Genomic DNA, 23,173 nt, shown 5'->3' with positions numbered 1-23,173 from the left:
CTTTAAAAAATCTTGCATATCTTCACTAAAAAGTAACATTAATATAGTAATATCGATAAAGTAGTAACTGATAAATTTAATTATTTGAGGTTAATATGAGAAAATCAAGATTAAGCTTATTCAAATCCACTTCTATGTTAATTTCTGTTGTGGGAATTATCATGATTATTTCAACAATCGTTGTGGTGGCATATGTAGGTTATAGCATCGTTTCAACTGGAATTACAAATGAAATATCTTCCGGTACACAATATGACGAGCTTGCAGTATTGAAAGCGGAGTATAATAATCTGTCTGTTAAATTTGATAATATTAAACCGACATATTATGCTGGAGGTTCTGATGATATTAAGATTTATAATGATGCTAAATTAGAGCTGACACGGGCGAATTCAGCTATTGAAAATGTTCAAAGTGCTCTAGATGCAAGCAAACCATCAAATGAAGTTGATAGTAGGATTGATTATGCTAAAGAAAAACTCAAAATTGCTAATCAAGCATATAACAATCTTTAATTAATTTCTTTTTCTCTTTTTTTTATTAGGCAGGTATTCTAATCCTACAACATACATTTCAGAACTTTTTTTACGTGATGATGCGGGTTTTGTTGTTCTCACATGTCTAAATTTATCTTTAAGTGAATCTAACATTTCTTTATATTCGGGACCTTGGAATACTTTCATAACAAGATTTCCCTTTTCTTCAAGAATGTTTTCGGCGATTCCAATAACACAATATACTAAATCGATTGATCTAAGTTGGTCTATGTTTTTAATGCCGCAAAGGGAAGGAGACGCGTCTGACATTACCACTTTCGCTTTTCCACCAATAAGGTCCATGATTTTCTCTTGAACTTCAGGGGTTGTGAAATCTCCTCTAATCCCATAATAATTCTCTTCATGAAATTTTTTAAATCTGTTTAAATCGACTCCAACAACGATTCCTTCTTCGCCCACTTTTTCTAGAGCTACTTGTGACCAACCTCCTGGGGCGGCACCTAAATCAACTACAGTATCCCCTTCTTTAATGAGTTTATATTTTTTATCAAGTTGTTTGAGTTTATAAGATGCTCTTGAACGATATTCTTCTTTTTTAGCTTTTTTATAATAAGGGTCATTATGTTTTTCCATTTGCCATTTGCTTCCCATTTCAATCCCTCTTGTATTGGTCAAAATCAAGTGCACTACATACAGGTGAGCCTATTTTTACAATTTCGACATCTACTTCTTTGTCATTGATTTCAAGCAGCATCACGGTTCTGTCCGCAAGCCTAGGCACGATTGGACTGCCCGGATTTAAGAGTAAAATTCCATCTTTTTGTTCTATTTTTGGTTGATGTGAGTGTCCTGAAACCAAAATGTCAACGCCCAGTTCCTTTGCCAGATATAACAATTGGTCGGCATCTGCTCTTGGATAAACTTCTCCGTGTATAACTCCGATTTTCAAACTTTCAATTTCAATGACTTTAGCTCTGGGCAGGTCTATTCCATTGGCTCTGTCCATATTTCCCTGGACAGCCATGACGGGAGCAATTGTTTCCAGCTCCTCAATGACTTTTGGAGAAGTTAAATCACCGGCATGAATTATCAATTCAACATTATTGAACGCTTCAATAACTTTTTGAGGCAATATTCTTGCTCTATCTGGTATGTGGGTGTCTGAAATTAAACCAATTAACATTTTTTTCAATCCTTAATTACTCAGGTTATATTTTGTTAATTATTACTTTTAAAATTATTTATAAAACTATATAAATTGCTAAAAACATATTTATATATATCATTCTTTTAGGAGAAGATAAAATGGGCGAAGTTAAAAAAGAAGATATTTTAGATATTTTGGCCGGTTATGACAAAAGTGAAATCACAATAGCTACTCTCGGAAGCCACACTTCTTTACATATCTTGCAAGGTGCAAAGGAAGAAGGATTTAGAACCGCTATCGTTTGTCAAAAAGGAAGAGAAATTCCATATCAAAGATTCGATGTTGCAGACGAATACATCATCGTCGATGAATTTAAGGACATTGTCAATGAAGACGTTCAACAACAACTTAGGGACATGAACGCAATCGTTGTACCTCACGGATCTTTTGTTGCATATGCAGGTCTTGATAATGTAGAAGACAAATTCAATGTCCCAATGTTCGGAAACAGAGACGTGCTCAGATGGGAAGCTGAAAGAGACAAAGAAAGAGCATTGCTCGTTGAAGGTGATGTGAGAATACCATTCAAATATAATGACCCTTCAGAAATCGACCGTCCTGTAATGGTTAAATTCCCAGGTGCAAGAGGAGGAAGAGGTTACTTTGTAGCATCCTCTACTGAGGAATTTGATGCAAAAATCGATGCCATGAAAGCTCGTGGATGGTTAGATGACAGTGATGTCGAAGCAGCTCACATTGAAGAGTATGTTTCAGGTTGTAATTATTGTATCCACTATTTCTACTCCGCACTTGATGATAAAGTTGAATTAATGGGTATGGATACAAGATATGAATCAAGTATCGATGGTTTCGTAAGAATGCCTGCAAAAGACCAATTAGATATTGATTTAAGCCCTTCTTATGTTGTAACTGGTAACCACCCAGCTGTTATTCGTGAATCATTACTTCCACAAGTATTTGACATTGCTGATAAATTAACTGAAAGTGCTAAAAAATTAGTTGCTCCAGGATTAAACGGTCCATTCTGTATGCAAACTTTAGTAAATGATAATTTAGAAGTAATCTGTTTCGAAATCAGTGCAAGAACTGATGGTGGTACAAACACATTTATGGATGGTTCTCCTTACTCTTACTTAACTTATGCTAAACCAATGAGTATGGGAAGAAGAATCGCTCTTGAAATTAAGAGAGGTATAGAAAGAGATGAATTAGAAAAAATAATAACATAGAGTTATTATTTTTCATTTTTCTTTTTATTTTTATTTTTACCAATATTCTGTTTTTTTTCATAGTCTTCTAATGCTTTAACACGGCTTCTTTTTGTCCATGCGCCAACGAAACCAACAAAAGCACCAACGGCGAGAATTAATATTGTTAAAGCCATCATTCCATCTTCAGTCAGGAAAAATCCATCAAACTGTCCCATGTACCCTTGGAATGTTAAAACAATAATTGGTGTTGATGCAAATGCACCAGCAAATGTTCCTTTTTTTAAGTCGTTTTGACCATATCCCGCATATAAAAGACCTATTGCTGAAAATGGATAAAACCAATCCCAAATTTGCCATCCAAATAATATAAATGCACCAGCTATTGCTGCTCCAAATATTATGGCTTTAAAATTTATATCTGTAAATTTGTTCATTTTATTTCTCCCTAGATTTATTTTTAGAAGCTATTGCTCCTCCAAATGCTCCTGTAATTCCCATTACAATCGCATAATAAATTAATGATTGAATTATCTCAAATAAGCTTCCAACTCCTGAGATTGTAAATCCTGTCAGTCCTCCAAAAATGCCAAAGAAACTTCCTCCAAGAGTTGCAACCAAAATAAATAATATTGCACAAACAATTGTACCAAAGGATCCTGCAAGCGCGGCATTCCACAGTCCGCCTAATGCTCCTGATTTAGCAATGTATCCAGTAATGAATCCTATTATCAACAATCCAACAAATTCATATGGTGCAAAAAATGATTTAACTATAATTGTTAGTATGAAACCTATTATTACAGCACTCCATTTTGCCATCATATCACCTTTTAATATTATTATTTAATCTTATTAATTAATGTTTTTATCTTTTTTTAATATTCAAGTCAATAAATGTCTTTTAATTTGTCTTTGATTTGGTCAACTATTGCTTGGTGCATTCTTTTTGTAAATTCTCCTCTGTCATTTTGATTTAAAACATCTAAATAACCTTGTGAAACTAAGTTAAATGCAAAAGGACTTGGAATAACTGTATTTATTGTTTTTATTTCCATTTCACCAGTGTCAATCATATTAATGATTTTTAAAGCATTTTTTATATCCATATAATCTTCCATAGCTTCTCTTCTTGATTCTTTTAATATTGGGAAATCATCGTCCATGTCCTGGACAAATTTAAGCAATATTTTCCCCCGCACCTGTTGGCGGCCAACTGATTTTGATTCTCCTTTATATCTTCTAAGAGTCATCAGTGATCTTCCAGCGCAATGTCTGAAACGTGAAGCCAATGTTTCAGTTTTGTTCAGTGAATTTGTTAGGATGATTTCAAAATTTTCGGGGGTTAATTGTTTAAAGGATTCTAAACCTCCAATTGTGCCATCTGAACTTAAATAAAAACCATTATCAGAAATGGATATTGTAACATTGGTATTGTATCTTTGTGCAACCACATAAGCGACCGCACGTGACAATGCATCATTAACTTTTCTACCGAATAATGAATGGAAAATTACGAATTTCCTCCCGCCAAATCCTTTATAGTATTCAATGAGTAAGCAGCGATTGGAGGGGATTTTCGCATATTTGTATTGCTCAACAAAGTATTCATAAATGGAATTGGCTGCAAAATCATCAACATATAAATAATCATAAATAAACTCCATAATCTCTTCTTTGCTTCGCCTATACTCAAATCGGGTTTCCATATGTGATCTGAACTTTTGTATATCCATTGCAAGGTCAAAAGATAATGGGAGCTGTTGTGAAAACCATGAAGGTATTGTAGGGGGTCCGCTTGCGGGAGTTACATTGATTGTCATTCCTTTACCATAATTAAACCGGTAAGTTTTACCTCCCAGAACAAACGTGTCTCCTTTTTTCAGTCTTTCCATAAATGACTCTTCTATTTTTCCGACGGTTTCCCCATCATATTTAACAAGGACTCCCGAGGAATCAGGTATTGTTCCGATATTTGTCGAATAAAGCATTCTGGCTAATTTTCCCCGTTTTCCAAAAGTGTTCTCTTTATAATCAATCCAGATTTTTGCATATACATAACGTTCTTCAAGTTCAGGGTATTCCCCGGCCATATAACTTAAAACATCTTCGTAATCATCACGTGTGAGGTCTTTATAACAATAACTTTTTCGTATTACATCAAAGGCATAATCAATATCCCATTTGTTTTCAATACTCATTCCGTAAATATGTTGTGCCAATACATCTAAACAATTTGTGGGGATAGTTATTTTATCAATTCTTCCTTCTTTAGCATTTTTCAATAAGACGGAGCACTCTACTAAATCATCGCGATCAGTAACTATAATTCTGCCCTTTGATTTTTCATGCAATTTGTGTCCGCTGCGCCCGATTCTTTGAAGAGCTCTTGCAACCGATTTTGGAGAGTTGATTAAAACCACCAAGTCTATATACCCAATATCAATTCCTAACTCTAAGGATGTCGAAGAAACTACTGCTTTTAATTTTCCTTCTTTTAGTTTGTTTTCTGTTTCTAGCCTAACTTCTTTTGATAATGATGAATGATGAGCCATTATATTGGAATCGTTATAGTTCATAGGATACATTTTCTTTAAATTATAAACAAACCTTTCAGTTCCACTACGGGTGTTTGTAAATATTAATGTGGTCTTATTTTCTTGAATCAAATCATCCAATAAATCATACATTCCAAGACGGGTGTCTTCTTCATCAGCAAGTACGATATCGCTTACAGGACACATCACTTCCATATCCAGTTCTTTTAAATAGTTTATGTTAACTATCTTACAGTTTCTCTCAACTCCATACTCATAACCTACAAGAAAACGCGCAACCTCTTTAATGGGGCTGACAGTTGCAGACAGTCCAATTCTTGTATATTGTCCAATTAAATGCTGTAATCGTTCTAGGGATAAACTTAAATGCACTCCCCTTTTGTTTTCAGCCAACGAATGAATTTCATCCACAATAACATATTTGACATGGCTTAATTTTTCTCTAAACTTGGGGGCAACGAGTAAAATGGATAGTGTTTCAGGTGTTGTAATTAAGATATGCGGCGGTGTTTTAAGCATTTTTTGTCTTTGATATTGTGTAGTATCTCCGGTTCGAACTGCTTTTCTGATGCCGAGATTTTTTCCAGCTATTTTTTCTATTCCTTTAAGCGGTTCATCTAAATTCTTTTCAATATCATTATCTAATGCTTTTAGAGGGGAGATGTAGATACAATAAACTTTATCTTCTAATTCACCTTTTTCAGCAAGGGTTGTCAATTCACTTATCACCGATAAAAATGCGGTTAAGGTTTTACCTGAACCTGTTGGTGATGAAATAAGTATGTTGTTATTTTTGTGGATATCAATGATTGATTTCTTCTGAGCAGGGGTAAAATCATCAAATTGAGAGTCAAACCATTGCCTAACCCAAGGATGCAATGTTTTGAATATCTCTTTTTTTGAATAATCTTTTGTTTGCTCTTCAATCATTTTTTCCCCTCTGTTTTTCGAAAAAAATTTCTTACATTGTATTATTTTTTTAAAAGTATTTAATAATACTTGTATACTTTTGATATATTTATTTGTACAGTTTCGAAAATGCCGACTTAGTTTTTTAATCAGTTCATTCAAAAATTTTATTATTTTTTTGGATTTGTATATATTTTTAATAAAATATGATAAAAAATCATATAAAAATTATTAAATAGTTTAAAATATCATATATTTAAACATAGTCATATGACTAGGTGGTATAAAAATGAAAAACTATTTCGATATAAAAGACAAAGTTGCAGTTGTCACTGGAGCTTCCTCAGGACTCGGTTGGCAAATTGCACAAGCATACGCAAGCCAAGGTGCTAAATTAGCATTATTTGCTAGAAGAGAAGAAAGATTACAAGAAAACGTTGCCGAAATCGAAAAGGAATTCGGAACTGAAGTAATGTACGCTGTATGTGATGTCGGAGATTATGACAGTATCACCGCTGCTGTTGCAAAAGTTATGGATGCTTATGGAAGAATCGATATTCTTGTTAATGCAGCAGGTATGGGTAATAACAAAATGGTAGTTGACCAAACCAATGAAGAATGGGACAGACACATTCACATTGACTTAACTGGTGTATACTACATGTGTAAAGCTGTTGGAGAAATCATGATTGAACAAGAATACGGTAAAATCATTAACATTGGTTCAATCCACTCCAGAGTAATCTTCCCAGGAGGAGGAATCAGTGCATACTCCTCAGCTAAAGGTGCAGTAATGAACTTGACCAAAAACTTAGCTGTAGAATGGGCAAAATACAACATTACCGTAAACGCAATCGGTCCTGCAGTATTCGAAACAGAATTAACTGTAGATTCCATTGAATTACCAGGATTCATGGACCTTATTGCAGCATATTGTCCAGCAGGTCGTTTAGGTAAACCTGGTGAATTGGACGGTATTGCAATTTACTTAGCATCCGATGCATCCAGTTTCTGTACCGGTCAATTAATCTGTATTGACGGTGGATGGACTGCTATTTAAATAAGAGAATTTTTCTCTTATTTCTTTTTTTATTTTTTCACTACTTTTTGTTAAAGATTATATATTTTTAAAATCTAATTATAATCATGTCAAATTTAAGTTTTAATGAAGCTATTAATAATTTATCAGATGATGATGTTAAGGTCAGAAAACAAGCTGTTGAATCATTAGTCGGAGTCACTGATGAAGAAGCTATTGAACCTTTAATTAAGGCCACTACTGATGAAAATGCACAAGTAAGATTTAAAGCCGCTGAAATTTTAGGCAGTATGGGAGATGTGGCTGTTGATAAATTAATTGAAGAATTTAAAAATGCAGAAGGTAAAGATAAACGTTTCCTTGCTTTCGCGCTTAAAGAAACTGAAGATAAAAAAGTAATTCCTTATTTTGTCGAATCAACTGAAGATGAAGACTTTGGAGTTAGAAAGGTTGCAGTACGTGCATTAGGCGAACTCCAAGCGGAAGATGAAATAGATTCAATTGCAAAATGCCTTGAGGATGAAGACTGGGGAGTTAAACTTGCAGCCATTCAGGCATTAGGCGATTTAGCAACTGACGAATCAATAAAATTAATCAAGGATGCAAGAAAAGCTGAAGATGATAAAGACTTCAAAAAATCATGCAATAAAGCTATAAAAAAAGCTGAAAAAAGAAAAAAAGCAAAAGCATCTGGTAAAGCGGTTGTTAAAGTTATTCCAATGAGCACAATAAAAGAAATGGAAAAAACCAATATTCAAAAAGCCATTAAAGAATATGAACGTTACGTTGAAGCAAAACAACCAAAAGATGCTCCATATAAAAGGTTATGTGTTTTATACAGAAAAGAAAATGACTATGACAATGAAGTTAGAGTCATAGAAACAGCTATTGAAGTATTTGCAGGTACTAAAAAAGTAGATTACTTCGAAAAAAGACTAGCAAAATTGAAATAGTTATTTTTGGATAACTTCATAGAGATCTTTTCTTTTATTTTTTAAAAGAGGAATCTCTTCCCTTATTTTTTTTATTTCACTCAAATCAATTTCACAAATAATTAAATCTTCTTTTTCATCCGCTTGGGCTACAACTTCTCCCCACGGGTCTGTGACGATTGAATGACCATAACTATGGTAGCTAGCATCCATATTTAATGCAGGAGCAACGCCAACACAGAAAACCTGATTGTCCAACGCTCTTGCACGGAATAATAACTCCCAATGTGCCGGCCCGGTTGTCATGTTAAATGCACCAGGATAAAAAAGTATTGATGCCCCATTTTCAACCATTATTCTTGCAAGCTCAACAAAACGAACATCATAACAGATTCCAATACCAATTCTGCCGAATTCGGTTTCAGCAAGGGTAAATTCATTGCCAGCAGTCAAAACATCCGATTCTTTAAAAGTAATCTTATCTTTAACATCAATATCAAAAAGATGTATTTTCCTATGTTTTGCTATAATTTGGCCTTCTTTATCAAATAAGTAGCTAGTATTAAATATCTTATCCTCTTCTTTTTCAGGAATGGATCCTGATAAAATGTAAACATTATTGTTCCTAGCCAGTTTTGAAATTGTATTTAAAGTAGTGCTGTCATGTTCTTCTTCCGCATATTCTATAAATTTGTCATTAGAATAAGGGCAGTTAAACATTTCAGGCAAAACTATAAAATCAGCATTATTATTCACACTATCGGCTATCATTAAGCTAGCTTTTTTGAGATTGGCCTCTTTATCATCAATTACATTCATCTGACAAAGAGCAATTTTAATTTTTGTCATGTTTTCACAAAAAATAGAAGAAAGTATGATTTAAATCATACTTAAGCAATATCTGCAGAACTTATAGCGCTGTTAATAGATTCAGAGGTAATAGAATTCTCTGAAGATCCCATTACTTTAAATACATATAACTTTCCATCACTAAACATTGAAACATATCTGGTGTAGTCCCCATCTGCATTTTCTAATAGCATATTTGATGAGTTTCTACCATCTAAAGTTATTGTTTCAACAAGTTCGACATAATCGCCTTGTTTTTGAGCATGGCTAATTCTTTGTTGAGTTATATCTTTTAATGATTTTGCATCACTAGTTATGTTGTAAAACTCTATTGTTACATTCTCCTCATTCACGAAGAATATAGCATCTTCATGGTCGCTATCGCTACCGTTTACCTGTTTCCAAGTAGTAGGATATTTGAATGAAAAATCACTTTCATTGTGCTCAAGTAAATTATTAGCACTGGATTGAAGTATAGGAGTAGAACTACTACTACTCTTAGAGTTATTATTTCCCATTAAAAAAATTCCACCAATTACAAGTAAAGTTATAAGCAATATTGCTCCAATAAGGAGTTTGTTTTCTTTAATAATACTTAAAATATCTTCATTATCGGAAGATTTTTTTTCTTTAGGTTCTTTTTGGAAAATATCCTCTCTTTTAGGAGCTACAATTTTTGGTTTTGGGAATTTGTAACCACAATTTCCACAAATAGGAGCACCATCATAACTAGGATTTCCACATTCAGGACATTTTTTCACAGCTTAACCTCCATTAGAATTACATTTATTATTTATATTATAAAAATATATTTAATTAATGTGATAACATGGCAGATGATAAAGTTATTAATCTTGATGATATAAATTATGCAGTTTATAAAATTGGTGAATGGAAAAATCATTATGAAATTAATCAGATAGGATTATCAAAAGAAATTCCAGCCACTAAAAATACAATTGACCATATTAAGTTTTCTATGGAAGAGATTAGAAATACTGAATTTTCCATATCCGATAAAAAAGTTAATGGATTTGTGGCTATCGCAATGCAATTAAGTTCTGTAGTTCAAGAAATGGAATTAGATGATGTCATTGAATTAGAAGAAAAAGAATTTCAAGATATTTTGGAAGAATTGGGAAATCTTGATGTTTTAAGTGACGATGATACCCTGCCTCTTGAAACCGATGAATATCTTATTTATAAATTAGAAAAACATTGCCATGTAACAACTTCAATTCCTGCAAATGAGTTCACTAAAAAATTCTATAAAGAGGAATTAAAGAAAATTGAAGAAGCTTTAGACTAAAAGAAATCTAAAGTTACTTTTTTATCTCTTTTTAACTCTCGAGGAGGTTCAACAGATACAAATTCAATGCCTTCCTCTTCAATCATTTCTAAGGCATCGTCCATAATCGATGGCGCAACAAGCAATCCTCTAATTTTTTTCTTTTCGGCTTTGCATTCCCTTAGATAATCATTATCAGTATTTTCCATATCTTGAATATATCGTCTAAGTTGTTTTACTGCTGTAACCCCTGCCTTCCGGGCTTTTAATTCCAGAATCATTAAATTATTTTCGCTGTCTTTTCCCAGAATATCAATAAAGCCGTGTTCAACGCTATACTCTCGGGTAGTTGGTTTAAAACCTTCTTCAATAATATGAGGTTTTTCCATTATCATATCGCTCATATCTTTTTCATATCCCGCCTGTTCAAGCTCTTCGAAGTCTTCAACATTAGCATAGTTAATAAATTGGATTTGTTTTATTTCAACGGTTAATAATTCTTTAGGTGTTCTCCTATGGCTTTCCAAGAATAAATTATCATTTTTAATATATGCTCTTGTTCTTGATTTAGGAGGCTGCCAATTCACTGGTTCTACCTTTTTCTCTTGATGGATTAAAAAAGCACCATCAGGCTTAATCATTATTATACGTTCTCCCCAGTTCAACTCACTTAATGCCCTTCCTTCATAATTTACTTTACAGCATGCAAAAATAAGTATTGTGGCTCTTTTTCTAAGCGCCTCTTCAATTAGATCATATGCCTCTTCGGGATTTGGTTTTTCTAAAATTTTATATTTCATCACAATAACATTGTTTAGATTAATTTAAATAATTTGTTTTTTAAAAAAATTATCATGGCCTTATTTGGAGGAATTTAAATTTACGATGATGAATATTTCGAAAGCAAAAAAGAGTATTTTACAATGGATTCATTCGAATTTGAAAATGGGGATGTTTTAAACGATGTTTTAGTGGAATTCATGACATTCGGCAGTCCAAAATATGATGATGAGGGCAATATTGTTAATGCTATTGTTTATAATGGGGGGTCTTTATCTAATTTTTCCAGCATTAAAAAGATCGCTCCTTTGGCTTGTCAAAACGGTCCTTTCGATAAGGATAAATACTTTTTCATTTGCCTTTCCCCATTAGGTTCATCAGGGTCATGTTCTCCTTTTCAAACTAATCTGAAAAATAAATTTCCCAAATATACAATGAGGGATGTTGCAAATTTCCAAAGACAGTTTTTAGCCGAAAAATTCAATATGACTCATATTTTAGGCATTATCGGCAACTCAATGGGAGGCTTTGTAGCATTAACACAGGCAATTTATAATCCTGAGTTTCTGGAGTTCATAATTTGTGGAGTGACTAGTTATAAGGTTGCAGGACATGATTTTATTTTATCAAAGTTTGTCGATGAAATCATAACGTCCGATCCGGACTATGCAAAAGGCGAATTGACCTACTCTCTAATTAGAACTTTAAGAATAGCTAATTTAGCAGAATTTAATTTTGGTCTTTCAAAAGAAGCTTTAAGGGAAATGTCAAATATTGAACTGGCCAGTGAGTTTGAAAGCTTTGGAAATGAAATGATTGAAATCGACATTTATGATTTAAAATATTGCAATGAATGTTCAATGAATTTCGATGTTGAAGATGAATTGGATAAAATCAAAGCTAAAACATTGATTATTTCATGTTATCAAGATCCGCATTTTCCGCCAGAACTTGATGCAATTCCAATGTCTAAAATGATAAAAAACTCTGAATTAATAATTATGGACTCAAAATTAGGGCATTTATGTTTCAATGAACTTGAAACAATCTCTGATGAGTTAAATGACTTTATGGAGGAGTTTAATGATTGTTAAAATTTTAGATTATGGGGAAGAAAATAACCAAAAATTCATCGAATATGGCGTTTTGGGATTAACTTTGAATCAGATGGAATTTCTAAATGAAAACCTAGAAGAGAAAACGGCTATTGATGATGATACTTTTAAGTTAAAAATGTATTTTTCCCGGGAATTATATCCCTTTCAAAGCGATGTTGCGAAATATCGTTTAGACGATTTTATGGCCCGTGAAGAAATTGAAATGAATATATTCTTATCTAGCTTCTTAGATGATATGTAAATTTTTTTTTACTTTATTCACTATTTTTTTAAAAAACTATATTTTTTTTAGCTTATACGAAAATATATATACTTTTAATTAACTATTAATTATTGTAAATAAGGTTGTGATATTATTCTTAGTTTATTAAATGAGAAGGGGATTCATGTAATGGATTCCTTTGAATTTGAATATGGGAGGGTCCTTGAAAATGTTGAAGTTTCCTATTCAACCTATGGAAATCCCAAATATGATGATGAAGGTTATATCACTAATGCAATCTTATTTTTCTCTAATTTTAAGGGAGCATACTCCTTTTTAACAGAATCACATCAATATATATTAGAGCATAGTGGTTTTATAGGTGATGAATTTTATTTTATTGTAGTCAATTCGTTAGGATCCCCAAATTCCTGTTCTCCGTCAACAACTAATCTAAAATTTAATTTCCCAAATTATACCTATTTAGATTTAGTTAATTTCCAAAGACAGTTCCTAGCCGAAAAATTTAAAATTAAAAAAATTTTAGGTTTAATTGGAGAGGGTTACGGAGCTTTTCAAGTTTTAACATGGGCATGTGAATATCCAGATGATATGGAATTCATTTTCGCTGTAAATGTTGCGGCTAAAATAAATGGTTATAAATTTATCATTGCAAAGGTCATTGATAATATTATTGACTCAATTGATGATTTTTATTCTGAAGAGTATAGTGTTTCAAAAACTAGGTCTCTTGTAGCAATTAATACATTAATTTTTGCCTTTTCTTCTTCTAAACGGGTGTTTAATGATTTAAACAATGAGGAAATGGGAGTTATTCTAGATGATTTCATCGATGAAGGTTTATTTTTAGATATTTACGATGTCAAATTTCATAATGATGCATTGATGCAATATGATATTGAGGATAAACTTTCTAATATAAAAGCTAAATCGTTATTTGTCCATACTAGTAGTTCTCATTATTTTGATTTTGAATCAGATATGTTGCCGTTAAAAGAATTAGTTAATGATTCAATAGTCATAAAATATGATAATATCATAGATGAGCAGTATTTCTCAGAAAAAGATTATGTTCCAATAGGAAAAGAGGTCATTTCCTTTTTAGAGCAATTTAAATAAGAAAATTAAGTTATTTAGATACATCTAACATATGTTGCACTGCTTTTCTAGATTTATCTGCAACTTCTTTTGGTAATGTAACTTCCGGAGCTTCATTGATTAATGAATCCCTTATTTTTTCAAGAGTATGCAGTTTCATAGTTTTACAAATGGCTCCTTCAAGTAACGGGTATAATTTTTTGCCTGGAACTTCTGAATTAATTCTTGTAATCATGTCAATTTCAGTTCCAATAACAAATTCCTCTTGGTCACTTTCGGCAATGTGCCTTAACATTCCTCCGGTGGACATTACGACATCACATGCTTTTTGAACTTCAATGTTACATTCTGGATGGCAGATTATCTCTGCATTCGGATATTCTTTTCTCTTAAGTTCAACATCTTCAACATGGAATAATCTGTGAACATAACAATGGCCATCTTTTGGAACTGGTATTATCTCTTTATCAATTTTTTCTGCAACATGAGTTCCTAAGTTTTTATCAGGTCCAAATAATATTTTATCATGAGGCAAACTTTCAGTGACTTTAACTGCATTGGCGGATGTACATAAGGTGTCTGCATGTTGTTTTGCTTCTGCAATACTGTTTACATAAAGAATAACTCCCGCATCAGGATGTTCTTCTTTAGCTTTTAATAATTCCTCTTCTGGAAGCATATGGGCCATAGGGCATTCTGCTTCAAGGGTAGGTATAACAATTTTTTTATTAGGATTTAAGATAAATGCAGTTTCTGCCATGAAATCCACGCCACAAAATATTACTAAATCTTTATCTTCAATTTTGGAAGCTTTGATGCATAATTCCAGAGAATCCCCAAGAAAATCTGCAATTTCTTGGACTTCTTTTGGTTGGTAGTTGTGTGCGAGGATTATAGCATTTTTTTCCTCTTTCAATTTTAAAATTTCATCTTGAATTGTATTGCTCATTGTTTCCACCTTGTTGTACATATTTTCTGATATCGTTTGTGATTATTATTTTATATTTATCTTTGTCATTAAAATTATTTACCCAAAAGGATACTTTTAACTTGCTTTCTTCAAAGGAAATTTCCTTAGCAAAAACTTGAGGGTTAGGAGTTTTAGCTATATCTTGATAGCTTTCCATTTTTTTAATAATATACTCCTTAAAATCTTCAATATCCTTATCCAATGCTAATCCAGTGATGATGTCGACTCTATACTTTTCAGGATTTTTAAATTTTGAATAAACATTATTTGTCAATGTTGAATTTGGAACAACATTTCTCACTCCAATATCATCAACAATTACAGTTGATCTAAGTGAAATCTTTTCAACAAAGCCTTTTTTATTGTTTATCTCAAGAGTATCTCCAACTTTAATACTTCTGCCTAAAATTAATATGATTCCTGAAAATAGGTTTGAAATAATGTCCTTTGCCGCAAAACTCACAGCAATACCTACAATACCCAAACTCAATAGAGTTCCCGCAAGATTAATTCCGAAGAATTGTAAGATTGTCATTAATGCTATAAAATAGATTACATAATCGATAATATCTCTAATAAGATAGATTGCGGTCATATCCTTTTTGAATCTATTCATTTTATTCATTAAAAACGCAATTACTCTAGTTAAAATAAATGCAATTATTATAATGGCAAAAATATAAATCAATGTTGTTGTCGGTTCATTAAATATTGTAAAATTCATATAAATCATTTAACTTCTATTTCTAATAAATCATAAGCTAATTCAGTATTTTCAAAGACTTCACGGGCTTCATTCAACATTTTTTCTTCATATTCTTTTGTATATCTTGAACTTATATGAGTCAAAATCAACTTTTTACTATTCGATTCTCGAGCGACATATGCCGCATCAACAGAAGTGGAGTGGGCATGTTCTTCTGCATTAAGTTTGTCCTCTTCGACAAATGTTGACTCGTGTATGAGTAATGTCGAATCGCGAGCAAGCATAATCATTTCTTCACAAGGTTTGGTGTCCCCGGAATAAGTAATTTTGGCTCCTTTTCTAGGTTCTCCAAGCACTTGCTCAGGTTTAATGATTTTCCCATCAATTTCAACTTCCTCACCATTATGCAAACGTCCGAAAGCAGGACCCACAGGAACGCCCAATTCAATTGCTTTTTCTCTTAAGAATCTAGGTTTTTTCTTTTCTTCAATCGAATAAGCTAATGTGGGAACATTATGCCTAACTCTTTCAGCTTGGATAAAATATTCTTCATTATCTTCAATTATTCCCGAATCTATTTCGATAAATTCGACAGGATATTCAATTGCACAGTAACCTAAAGAATAAATGGCATTTTTAACTTTATCCAATCCTTTTGGACCATAAATCGTTAATGTAGTTTCTCTGCCGTTCAAACTCATTGATTGCAGGAGTCCCGGAAGGCCTAAAATGTGGTCCCCATGATAATGGGTTATAAATATTTTAGATACTTTCATGGGACTAATATTGCTTGAAATCATTTGCTTTTGAGTTGCTTCACCACAATCAAATAATATAGTCTCACCAAATGCCTTAATGGCAATCGATGGATGATTTCTCTCATTTGAGTGAACTGCGGACGAAGTTCCTAAAAATGTTATTTGCATAATGTAATCACTTTTATATTTATGAATTACTATATATTCATAATAATATTAAATAATTTAGGTGATTTTTTGGACAAAATTATTGAATATATGCTGGCTGAAGATGAAGGATTTGGAGACATTACATCTAATGCAGTAGTTGAAGAGGGCAAAATTGTAAATGCGCATATCAAATCTAAAGATGAAGGTATTTTAGCCGGTATTGATGTTATCCGGGAGTTATTTGAAGAATATGGAGTTAATGTAACCTTTTGGTTAAAAGATGGGACTGAAATATCAAATAATGACGTGTTAATATCACTTAAAGGAGATGCAAGGACTATTTTGCTTTTAGAGAGAACTGCTTTAAACTTGCTTATGAGAATGAGCGGAGTCGCAACTGCAGCCAATCATTATGTTGGCATTGTTAAAGATTTTGAGGTTATAGTGGCAGGAACTCGTAAAACTTCACCTGCAATCGGAAAATTTGACAAATATGCTCTAAAAGTTGGAGGAGCAGATCCCCACAGATTTGGCTTAGATGATATGGTTCTGATTAAAGATAATCATATTGCTACATGCAAATCCCCTCTTGAAGCACTTTTAAAAGCAAAAGAAAACACCAGCTTTTCCAATAAAATAGAAATCGAAGTAGAAACACTAGAGGATGCAATAGATTGTGTTAAAAATGGTGCGGATATTGTCATGCTTGATAATATGAATCCAAATGAGGTTAAAGAAGTCCTTGATGAACTCGAAGAATTAGATGTTCGTCAAAATTCATTAATTGAAGTTTCAGGCGGAATCACTGATGAAACAATTTTAGATTATGCTTCCTTAGGCGTAGACATCATTTCAATCGGCGCTTTGACACATTCATCAAGAAGTTTAAATTTTAGTTTAAAGATTGAAGAATCATAATCTTAATGTTAAAACCTTTTTTAACTCTTCGTTTGTCATTTCGGTAAGGAACGTTTCATCATTACTGATTGATTTTTCAGCCAAATCAACTTTTCTTTTACTTATTGCATCAATGGCCTCTTCAAGGGTTCCTTTTGTAATGAGCCTGTATACCATCACATCCTTATCCTGTCCAATACGGTGCACCCTGTCAGTTGCCTGATTTTCCACAGCGGGGTTCCACCATAAATCGTAATGAATCACGTTTCTGGCGGCGGTCAGATTCAAACCGGTTCCACCAGTTTTAAGTGTTGCAACAAATATTTTATAGTTTTCATCTTCCTGGAAGGTTTCAATAATCCTTGTTTTTTCTTTCATTGATTGTGAACCGTGTAAGAATAATACTTCCTGTTTAAACTTTTTAGAGACCAACTCTTGAATGAGTTTGCCCATTTCAACATACTGGGTAAATATTATCACCTTTTCATCATTATCAAGAATGTTTTCTAAAATATTGATTAGCAATTCCATTTTTCCAGATTCTGAAATTTTAGGATTTTTAATGTCTAAAAACTGTGCAGGATGATTGCAGGTCTGCTTTAGGGCAGTCAATATCTTAAGGATTATTCCTTTTCTTTGGATTCCTTTTGAATTTTCAATATCAAAGAATATTTCTTCTAAAATCGCTGTGTATAATTTTACTTGTTTTTTCGTTAAGCTGCAGTAGATATCATTTACAAATTTCTCAGGCAATTCTTTTTTAATGTCTTCATCGCTTTTAAGGCGTCTCATAACAAAGGGTTTGGCTATTGTTTTCAGGTTTTCTAAAACTTCCTCATCTTCTAATTTTTCAATCGGCATGACGTAATTCCGTTTAAAGTCATCCTTTGTTGATAAATAGCCTTTATTTACAAAATCAAAAATTGACCAGTAATCCATTAATTTATTTTCAATTGGCGTACCTGTTAGGGCAACCTTAGTTGAAGCAGGAATTTCTTTAATTGCTTTTGTTTGCTCGGTATTTGGATTTTTAATATTTTGGGCTTCATCAATAACGCATAAAAACCAAGTTCTATCTAAGAACATATCCAAATCAAGCCTCACAACTCCATAGGAAGTTAAAATTATGTCATAGTTTTCCAGAGGAAATGTCCTGTTGGATCCGTGATAGATAAAATAAGTCAAATCCGGAGTGAATTTCTTTATTTCATTTTCCCAATTAGGTATTAATGTTGGAGGCACAATGATTAATGTTGATTCGTCTTCCAATATGTTATTTTCTTTAAAATATAATATTGCGGATAGTATCTGGATTGTTTTTCCAAGACCCATATCATCAGCCAATATGCTTCCAAATTTAAATCTGATGTTTTGAACTAGCCATGAATAGCCAATTTTCTGATAGGGCCGTAGCTCACCGGTCAATGATTTTGGAGGATTATAAACATTTGTCTGTCTGATTAATTTTTTAAATCTGGCATAATCTTTCGGATTTTTCAAATGTTTTTTAGCTAATTTTTCGACATTGGTGCCCATATTCACTTCTCTTTTAAATTCGATGTGTATAATTTAGTTTCTAATCAAATATTAATTTACTTATTCATTCATTTTTCATAGGTTTTTAACAAAATAATTTGAATGAATTTTTACAAAATTTTGTAAAAAAACAAAGTTTAATAATATATTAAAATAAAATATAATAAAGATAGTAAATTTTTATATCTTATTATGGTGATTGAATGGTAAAAATAGCTAAATTGGCTTTGGAAGATGGAACTGTTTTGAAAGGTGAAGCATTTGGTTATGAGACCACCAAATTAGGAGAACTTGTTTTCTCCACAGGTATGGGTGGTTACACTGAATCTTTAACCGATCCGTCTTTTAAAGGAGAAATATTAATGTCCACTTATCCTTTAGAAGGAAATCATGGGGTAAGTGAGGAATGGTATCAATCTGATAAAGTTCAGGTTGAAGGATTTGTTTGTCGTGAGGTTTGTCGTGAACTTTCTAATTTCGGACCTCAAAAAACATTAGATGAATTTTTAACTGAATTTAAAACCCCTGGAATAAGCGGAATCGACACTCGTGATTTAACATTAAAAATCAGAGAAAGAGGTTCACTTAAAGCAGCTATTACAACTGAAGATATTGACGATGATAAACTTTTAGAAATGGCTCGCTCACAACCTAGTATTGAAGATGTGGATGTTGTGCCGTTAGTTTCTACAAAGGAAATTAAAATTTTCAATGAAGATGCCGATAAAAAAGTTGCTTTAATTGATTGCGGTGTTAAAAAGAATATTATTAACTCATTTTTAGAAAGAGACATTGGCGTTATCTTATTCCCATATGATACTGATTATAAGACTATTTTAGATTACTCCCCTTCAGGATTAATGATTACATCAGGGCCTGGAAACCCGGATAGGGTATCCGAAACCATTGAGACCATGAAAAAATTATCAAACAGATTGCCAATATTTGGAATTTGTATGGGTCAACAATTGATTGCAAAATCATTCGGAGCAAGATCATATAAAATGAAATTTGGGCACCGTGGTGAAAATCAACCAGTTAAAGATTTAAATACTGGAAAAGTATTTATCACATCACAAAATCATGGTTTCACAATTGATAAGGAATCACTTAAAGAAACTGATTTAGTTTTAACCCAAATCAACTTGAATGATGGAACACCTGAAGGTATTTCACATAAAGAATTGCCATTGCATTGTATACAGTACCACCCTGAAGCGGGACCCGGTCCAAATGATACAAGACATATTTTTGACGAATTTAACCAAATGATGGATGATTATTAAAAGAGGGATTACATATGCCAGTTGATAAAGATATTAAAAAAGTATTGATTATTGGTTCCGGACCAATTCAAATCGGACAAGCTGCTGAGTTCGATTATTCCGGTTCACAAGCATGTAAATCACTAAGAGAAGAAGGTATTGAAACAGTACTCGTTAACAGTAATCCTGCTACTATTCAAACTGATTTAGGGATGGCCGATACTGTTTATACTGAACCATTAACTCCAGAAGTTGTTGCAAAAATTATTGAAGAAGAAGATATTGATGCTATTTTACCAACCATGGGCGGACAAACCGGATTAAATATTGCAACCGGACTTGGAGATTTAGGATTACTTGAAGGAATTAAAGTCATAGGGTCTGATGTTCAAACTATTAAAGATGTGGAAGACCGTGACTTATTCGCAAACCTTATGGAACAAATCGGAGAGGAGATTCCGAAATGTCAGGCTGTTGAAAGTGTTGAAGATGCACTTAAAGCGGTTGAAGATATCGGTTATCCGGTAATTGTCAGACCGGCTTTCACCTTAGGGGGAACCGGTGGGGGAATTGCCCACAACGAGGAAGAATTAATTGAGATTGCAAATCACGGATTGGACATGAGTTTCATTAACCAAGTTCTAATTGACGAATCTGTTCTCGGATGGAAAGAAATAGAATTTGAAGTAATGAGGGATAAGGAAGACACCTGTATCATCGTATGTACAATGGAAAACATAGATCCGATGGGTATTCACACAGGAGACAGTGTCGTAGTTGCCCCTATTCAATGTTTATGCGATGAGACAATTCAAAAAATGCGTGACGCATCAATTAAGATTATCAGAGCATTAGGAATCCGCGGTGGATGTAACATTCAGTTTGCTTTAAACCCTGAAAATGATGAATATAAAGTAATTGAAGTGAATCCGCGTGTATCAAGAAGTAGTGCACTTGCATCAAAAGCAACAGGTTATCCGATCGCTAAAATTTCATCAAAAGTGGCATTAGGTTTAACTTTAGATGAAATTAAAAACGACATTACAAAAGAAACCCCTGCTTCTTTTGAACCTGCCATCGATTATGTGGTTATTAAAATCCCAAGATGGCCGTTTGACAAATTTAAAGGAATCAGCCGTCAAGTGGGAGTTCAAATGAAAGCGACAGGTGAAGTAATGGCTATCGGAAGAACCTTTGAAGAAGCATTCCAAAAAGCATTAAGATCACTTGATATGGGCTTTGACGGATTTGAATATGTAGAATACACAGAAGAGGATTTGGCCAATCCGACAGATTTGATTTACTTCCAAATCTATTCCGCAATTAAGGATGGAATGGATATTGATAAAATCAGAGAACTAACCAAAATCGATAATTTCTTCTTATACAAAATCAGAAATATCGTAAACTTTGAAAACAGCGTAACTGCTGAAAAACTAAATGACGAAGAGTTTTTAAGAAAAGCAAAACAAATCGGTTGTTCCAATAAACGTTTAGCAGATTTATCTGGCCAAACTGAAGAATATATTAGAAACTTACTTTCAAGATACAATATTAAACAATCATATAAAATGGTAGATACTTGTGCTGCTGAATTTGAGGCAAAAACTCCTTATTACTACAGTAGTTATGATGAAGGTAATGAGCTGGTGTCTACCAATAAGAAAAAAGTTGTAATTTTAGGTGCAGGACCAATCAGAATAGGTCAAGGTATTGAATTTGATTACTGTTGTGTACACTCTTCTTTAGCTTTAAAAGAAGACGGAATAGAAACAATATTAATCAACAACAACCCGGAAACCGTAAGTACAGATTATGACATTTCAGATAAATTGTTCTTTGAACCATTGACATTTGAAGATGTGATGGGAGTCATCGAACAAGAAAAACCTGATGGAGTTATTGTACAATTCGGTGGTCAAACATCAATTAACCTTGCAGTACCATTAGCTAATGCAGGTGTAAAGATATGGGGAACCTCATATGATAGTATTGATAGAGTAGAAGACCGTGAATTATTTGCAGAGTTATTAGAAAAACTCCATATTCACCAAGCCCCATACGGAACAGCAAATTCATTCGAGGAAGCAAAAGAAATTGCAGAAAGAATCACATTCCCAGTCCTTGTACGTCCATCATATGTAATCGGTGGAAGGGCAATGGAAATTGTTTATGATATGAATGAACTTGAGGAATATATGAAGGAAGCCGTAAAGGTCTCACCGGATCATCCAATCTTAGTGGACAAATTCCTGGAAGATGCAATCGAGCTTGATGTGGACCTTTTATGCGATGGCGACGACGTATTCATTGCAGGAATCATGGAACACATTGAAGAAGCAGGTGTTCATTCAGGAGATTCAGCATGCGTAATACCTCCTCAAACACTTCCGAAACATATTCTAGACACAATTCGTGAAAATTCAAGAAAACTAGCTTTAGAATTAGATGTTAAAGGTTTAATGAACATTCAGTATGCAGTAAAACTTGATGAGGAAATGGTTTACATTATTGAAGCAAACCCGCGTGCAAGTAGGACAGTACCATTTGTAAGTAAAGCCATCGGCGTGCCTCTTGCAAAAGTGGCCACATGGATTATGAATGGGGCAAAATTAAAAGACTTCGGTTTGACCAAAGAAGTTAAAATAGACCATGTTGCTGTAAAAGAATCAGTATTCCCATTCTTGAAATTGCCGGAATCCGATACTGTACTCGGACCTGAAATGAAATCAACAGGGGAAAGTATCGGTATTGATGAAAGTTATGGAATGGCATTTTACAAATCACAGCTTTCAGCAGGTATGGAATTGCCTAAAGAAGGTAAAATATTCATTAGCGTTAAAGAATCCGATAAGAAAAAAATCAGACCTATTGCAGAAAAAGCAGCTAATTTAGGATTTAAGATTATGGCAACCTCAGGCACTGGAGATGCAACCGGCCTTGATTCAGTTGAAAAAGTCTTAAAAGTATCACAGGGGTCACCTAACATCAGGGATGCTATTTTAGACAAAGAGGTTGATTTGATTATTAACACTTCTGAAGGTAAACAATCTGCGAAAGACGGTTATATCATTAGACGTTTAGCTATTGAACTTGGTATACCTTATGTTACCACATTAGCTGGTGCAAGAGCGGTTTTAAATGCTATTGCAGCCGTTCAAAATAATGAAATCAATGTAAAATCTTTAAATGAATATGTAGATGGAGAATAATTATTCTCTATC

Annotated in this window: 23 protein-coding genes; 11 read left to right on the top strand and 12 right to left on the bottom strand. The window is 33.1% G+C overall.

The features are described from left to right. Window positions 1-95 precede the first annotated feature (95 nt). Window positions 96-515 (top strand): hypothetical protein, encoded by a 420-nt coding sequence (locus tag IKS50_RS03905; protein ID WP_292845681.1) that lies wholly within the window; start codon window positions 96-98, stop codon window positions 513-515. Here the strand turns inward: IKS50_RS03905 and IKS50_RS03900 are convergent, their stop codons facing one another. Continuing rightward, window positions 516-1,148, bottom strand: coding sequence for an RlmE family RNA methyltransferase (locus IKS50_RS03900; protein WP_292845678.1), 633 nt, complete (start codon window positions 1,146-1,148; stop codon window positions 516-518). Window position 1,149: 1 nt separating this feature from the next. Beyond that, window positions 1,150-1,689 carry a metallophosphoesterase gene (locus tag IKS50_RS03895; RefSeq protein WP_292845675.1) on the bottom strand — a complete coding sequence of 180 codons (540 nt, stop codon included), beginning with the start codon at window positions 1,687-1,689 and terminating at the stop codon, window positions 1,150-1,152. Between the two features lie 113 nt (window positions 1,690-1,802). Here IKS50_RS03895 and IKS50_RS03890 point away from each other — a divergent pair, with 113 nt between their 5' ends. Beyond that, the gene (locus IKS50_RS03890) at window positions 1,803-2,894 is read left to right on the top strand and encodes a formate--phosphoribosylaminoimidazolecarboxamide ligase (protein ID WP_292845672.1); all 1,092 of its coding nucleotides are present in this window, start codon (window positions 1,803-1,805) and stop codon (window positions 2,892-2,894) included. A gap of 5 nt (window positions 2,895-2,899) precedes the next feature. On the opposite strand, the gene IKS50_RS03885 is transcribed toward IKS50_RS03890, so the two are convergent. The 3 genes from IKS50_RS03885 to IKS50_RS03875 all read right to left on the bottom strand — a co-directional run bounded on the left by IKS50_RS03885 (window position 2,900) and on the right by IKS50_RS03875 (window position 6,361). After that, window positions 2,900-3,310, bottom strand: a complete 411-nt coding sequence (locus IKS50_RS03885; protein WP_292845669.1) for a hypothetical protein — start codon at window positions 3,308-3,310, stop codon at window positions 2,900-2,902. Window position 3,311: 1 nt separating this feature from the next. Further along, window positions 3,312-3,695, bottom strand: coding sequence for a DUF5518 domain-containing protein (locus IKS50_RS03880; RefSeq protein ID WP_292845666.1), 384 nt, complete (start codon window positions 3,693-3,695; stop codon window positions 3,312-3,314). Between the two features lie 68 nt (window positions 3,696-3,763). Further along, entirely contained in the window at window positions 3,764-6,361 is a 2,598-nt protein-coding gene (locus IKS50_RS03875) for an ATP-dependent helicase (protein ID WP_292845663.1), read from the bottom strand. 268 nt (window positions 6,362-6,629) lie between these two features. On the opposite strand from IKS50_RS03875, the gene IKS50_RS03870 reads away from it, so the two are divergent. Then, window positions 6,630-7,400, top strand: a complete 771-nt coding sequence (locus tag IKS50_RS03870; protein WP_292845660.1) for an SDR family NAD(P)-dependent oxidoreductase — start codon at window positions 6,630-6,632, stop codon at window positions 7,398-7,400. 86 nt (window positions 7,401-7,486) lie between these two features. Next, entirely contained in the window at window positions 7,487-8,332 is an 846-nt protein-coding gene (locus IKS50_RS03865) for a HEAT repeat domain-containing protein (RefSeq protein WP_292845657.1), read from the top strand. Here the strand turns inward: IKS50_RS03865 and IKS50_RS03860 are convergent, their stop codons facing one another. Both IKS50_RS03860 and IKS50_RS03855 read right to left on the bottom strand, forming a co-directional pair. Beyond that, entirely contained in the window at window positions 8,333-9,160 is an 828-nt protein-coding gene (locus IKS50_RS03860; protein ID WP_292845654.1) for a carbon-nitrogen hydrolase family protein, read from the bottom strand. Between the two features lie 41 nt (window positions 9,161-9,201). Next, a complete protein-coding gene (locus IKS50_RS03855) occupies window positions 9,202-9,921 on the bottom strand; it encodes a PsbP-related protein (protein WP_292845651.1) in 720 nt (239 codons plus the stop codon). A gap of 68 nt (window positions 9,922-9,989) precedes the next feature. On the opposite strand from IKS50_RS03855, the gene IKS50_RS03850 reads away from it, so the two are divergent. Further along, window positions 9,990-10,469 (top strand): hypothetical protein, encoded by a 480-nt coding sequence (locus IKS50_RS03850; RefSeq protein WP_292845648.1) that lies wholly within the window; start codon window positions 9,990-9,992, stop codon window positions 10,467-10,469. Here IKS50_RS03850 and nucS read toward each other — a convergent pair. Further along, window positions 10,466-11,248, bottom strand: a complete 783-nt coding sequence (gene nucS / locus IKS50_RS03845; protein WP_292845645.1) for an endonuclease NucS — start codon at window positions 11,246-11,248, stop codon at window positions 10,466-10,468. The two genes, IKS50_RS03850 and nucS, sit on opposite strands and share 4 nt — an antisense overlap. A gap of 123 nt (window positions 11,249-11,371) precedes the next feature. Here nucS and IKS50_RS03840 point away from each other — a divergent pair, with 123 nt between their 5' ends. The 3 genes from IKS50_RS03840 to IKS50_RS03830 all read left to right on the top strand — a co-directional run bounded on the left by IKS50_RS03840 (window position 11,372) and on the right by IKS50_RS03830 (window position 13,688). Continuing rightward, entirely contained in the window at window positions 11,372-12,322 is a 951-nt protein-coding gene (locus tag IKS50_RS03840) for an alpha/beta fold hydrolase (protein ID WP_292845643.1), read from the top strand. Next, a complete protein-coding gene (locus IKS50_RS03835) occupies window positions 12,312-12,587 on the top strand; it encodes a DUF5750 family protein (RefSeq protein WP_292845640.1) in 276 nt (91 codons plus the stop codon). The genes IKS50_RS03840 and IKS50_RS03835 overlap by 11 nt, the downstream gene beginning before the upstream one ends. Window positions 12,588-12,737: 150 nt before the next feature. Continuing rightward, on the top strand, window positions 12,738-13,688 hold the full coding sequence (locus IKS50_RS03830; RefSeq protein ID WP_292845637.1) for an alpha/beta fold hydrolase: 951 nt from the start codon (window positions 12,738-12,740) through the stop codon (window positions 13,686-13,688). A 10-nt stretch (window positions 13,689-13,698) separates the two neighbouring features. Here IKS50_RS03830 and nadA read toward each other — a convergent pair whose 3' ends face one another. The 3 genes from nadA to rnz are packed head-to-tail and all read right to left on the bottom strand — an operon-like array spanning window position 13,699 to window position 16,269. Next, window positions 13,699-14,616, bottom strand: coding sequence for a quinolinate synthase NadA (gene nadA, locus IKS50_RS03825; RefSeq protein WP_292845634.1), 918 nt, complete (start codon window positions 14,614-14,616; stop codon window positions 13,699-13,701). Continuing rightward, window positions 14,594-15,361, bottom strand: a complete 768-nt coding sequence (locus tag IKS50_RS03820; RefSeq protein ID WP_292845631.1) for a mechanosensitive ion channel family protein — start codon at window positions 15,359-15,361, stop codon at window positions 14,594-14,596. The genes nadA and IKS50_RS03820 overlap by 23 nt, the downstream gene beginning before the upstream one ends. A 5-nt stretch (window positions 15,362-15,366) precedes the next feature. Further along, on the bottom strand, window positions 15,367-16,269 hold the full coding sequence (gene rnz, locus IKS50_RS03815; RefSeq protein WP_292845628.1) for a ribonuclease Z: 903 nt from the start codon (window positions 16,267-16,269) through the stop codon (window positions 15,367-15,369). Between the two features lie 69 nt (window positions 16,270-16,338). Between rnz and nadC the strand changes: the two genes are divergently transcribed. Next, window positions 16,339-17,169 (top strand): carboxylating nicotinate-nucleotide diphosphorylase, encoded by an 831-nt coding sequence (nadC, locus tag IKS50_RS03810; protein WP_292845625.1) that lies wholly within the window; start codon window positions 16,339-16,341, stop codon window positions 17,167-17,169. Here the strand turns inward: nadC and IKS50_RS03805 are convergent. Further along, complete coding sequence (locus tag IKS50_RS03805) at window positions 17,164-18,684, bottom strand: DEAD/DEAH box helicase (RefSeq protein ID WP_292845622.1); 1,521 nt, start codon at window positions 18,682-18,684, stop codon at window positions 17,164-17,166. The two genes, nadC and IKS50_RS03805, sit on opposite strands and share 6 nt — an antisense overlap. 203 nt (window positions 18,685-18,887) lie before the next feature. Here IKS50_RS03805 and carA point away from each other — a divergent pair, with 203 nt between their 5' ends. Together carA and carB are read left to right on the top strand one after the other, a co-directional pair. Further along, complete coding sequence (gene carA, locus IKS50_RS03800) at window positions 18,888-19,970, top strand: glutamine-hydrolyzing carbamoyl-phosphate synthase small subunit (protein ID WP_292845619.1); 1,083 nt, start codon at window positions 18,888-18,890, stop codon at window positions 19,968-19,970. A gap of 14 nt (window positions 19,971-19,984) precedes the next feature. Then, on the top strand, window positions 19,985-23,161 hold the full coding sequence (carB, locus tag IKS50_RS03795) for a carbamoyl-phosphate synthase large subunit (protein ID WP_292845616.1): 3,177 nt from the start codon (window positions 19,985-19,987) through the stop codon (window positions 23,159-23,161). Window positions 23,162-23,173 lie beyond the last annotated feature (12 nt).

The organism is Methanobrevibacter sp., assembly GCF_017539065.1.
Lineage (GTDB): Archaea > Methanobacteriota > Methanobacteria > Methanobacteriales > Methanobacteriaceae > Methanocatella.
The sequence above is the reverse complement of the archived record's forward strand: the minus strand, read 5'-3'. Positions and strand labels throughout refer to the sequence as shown.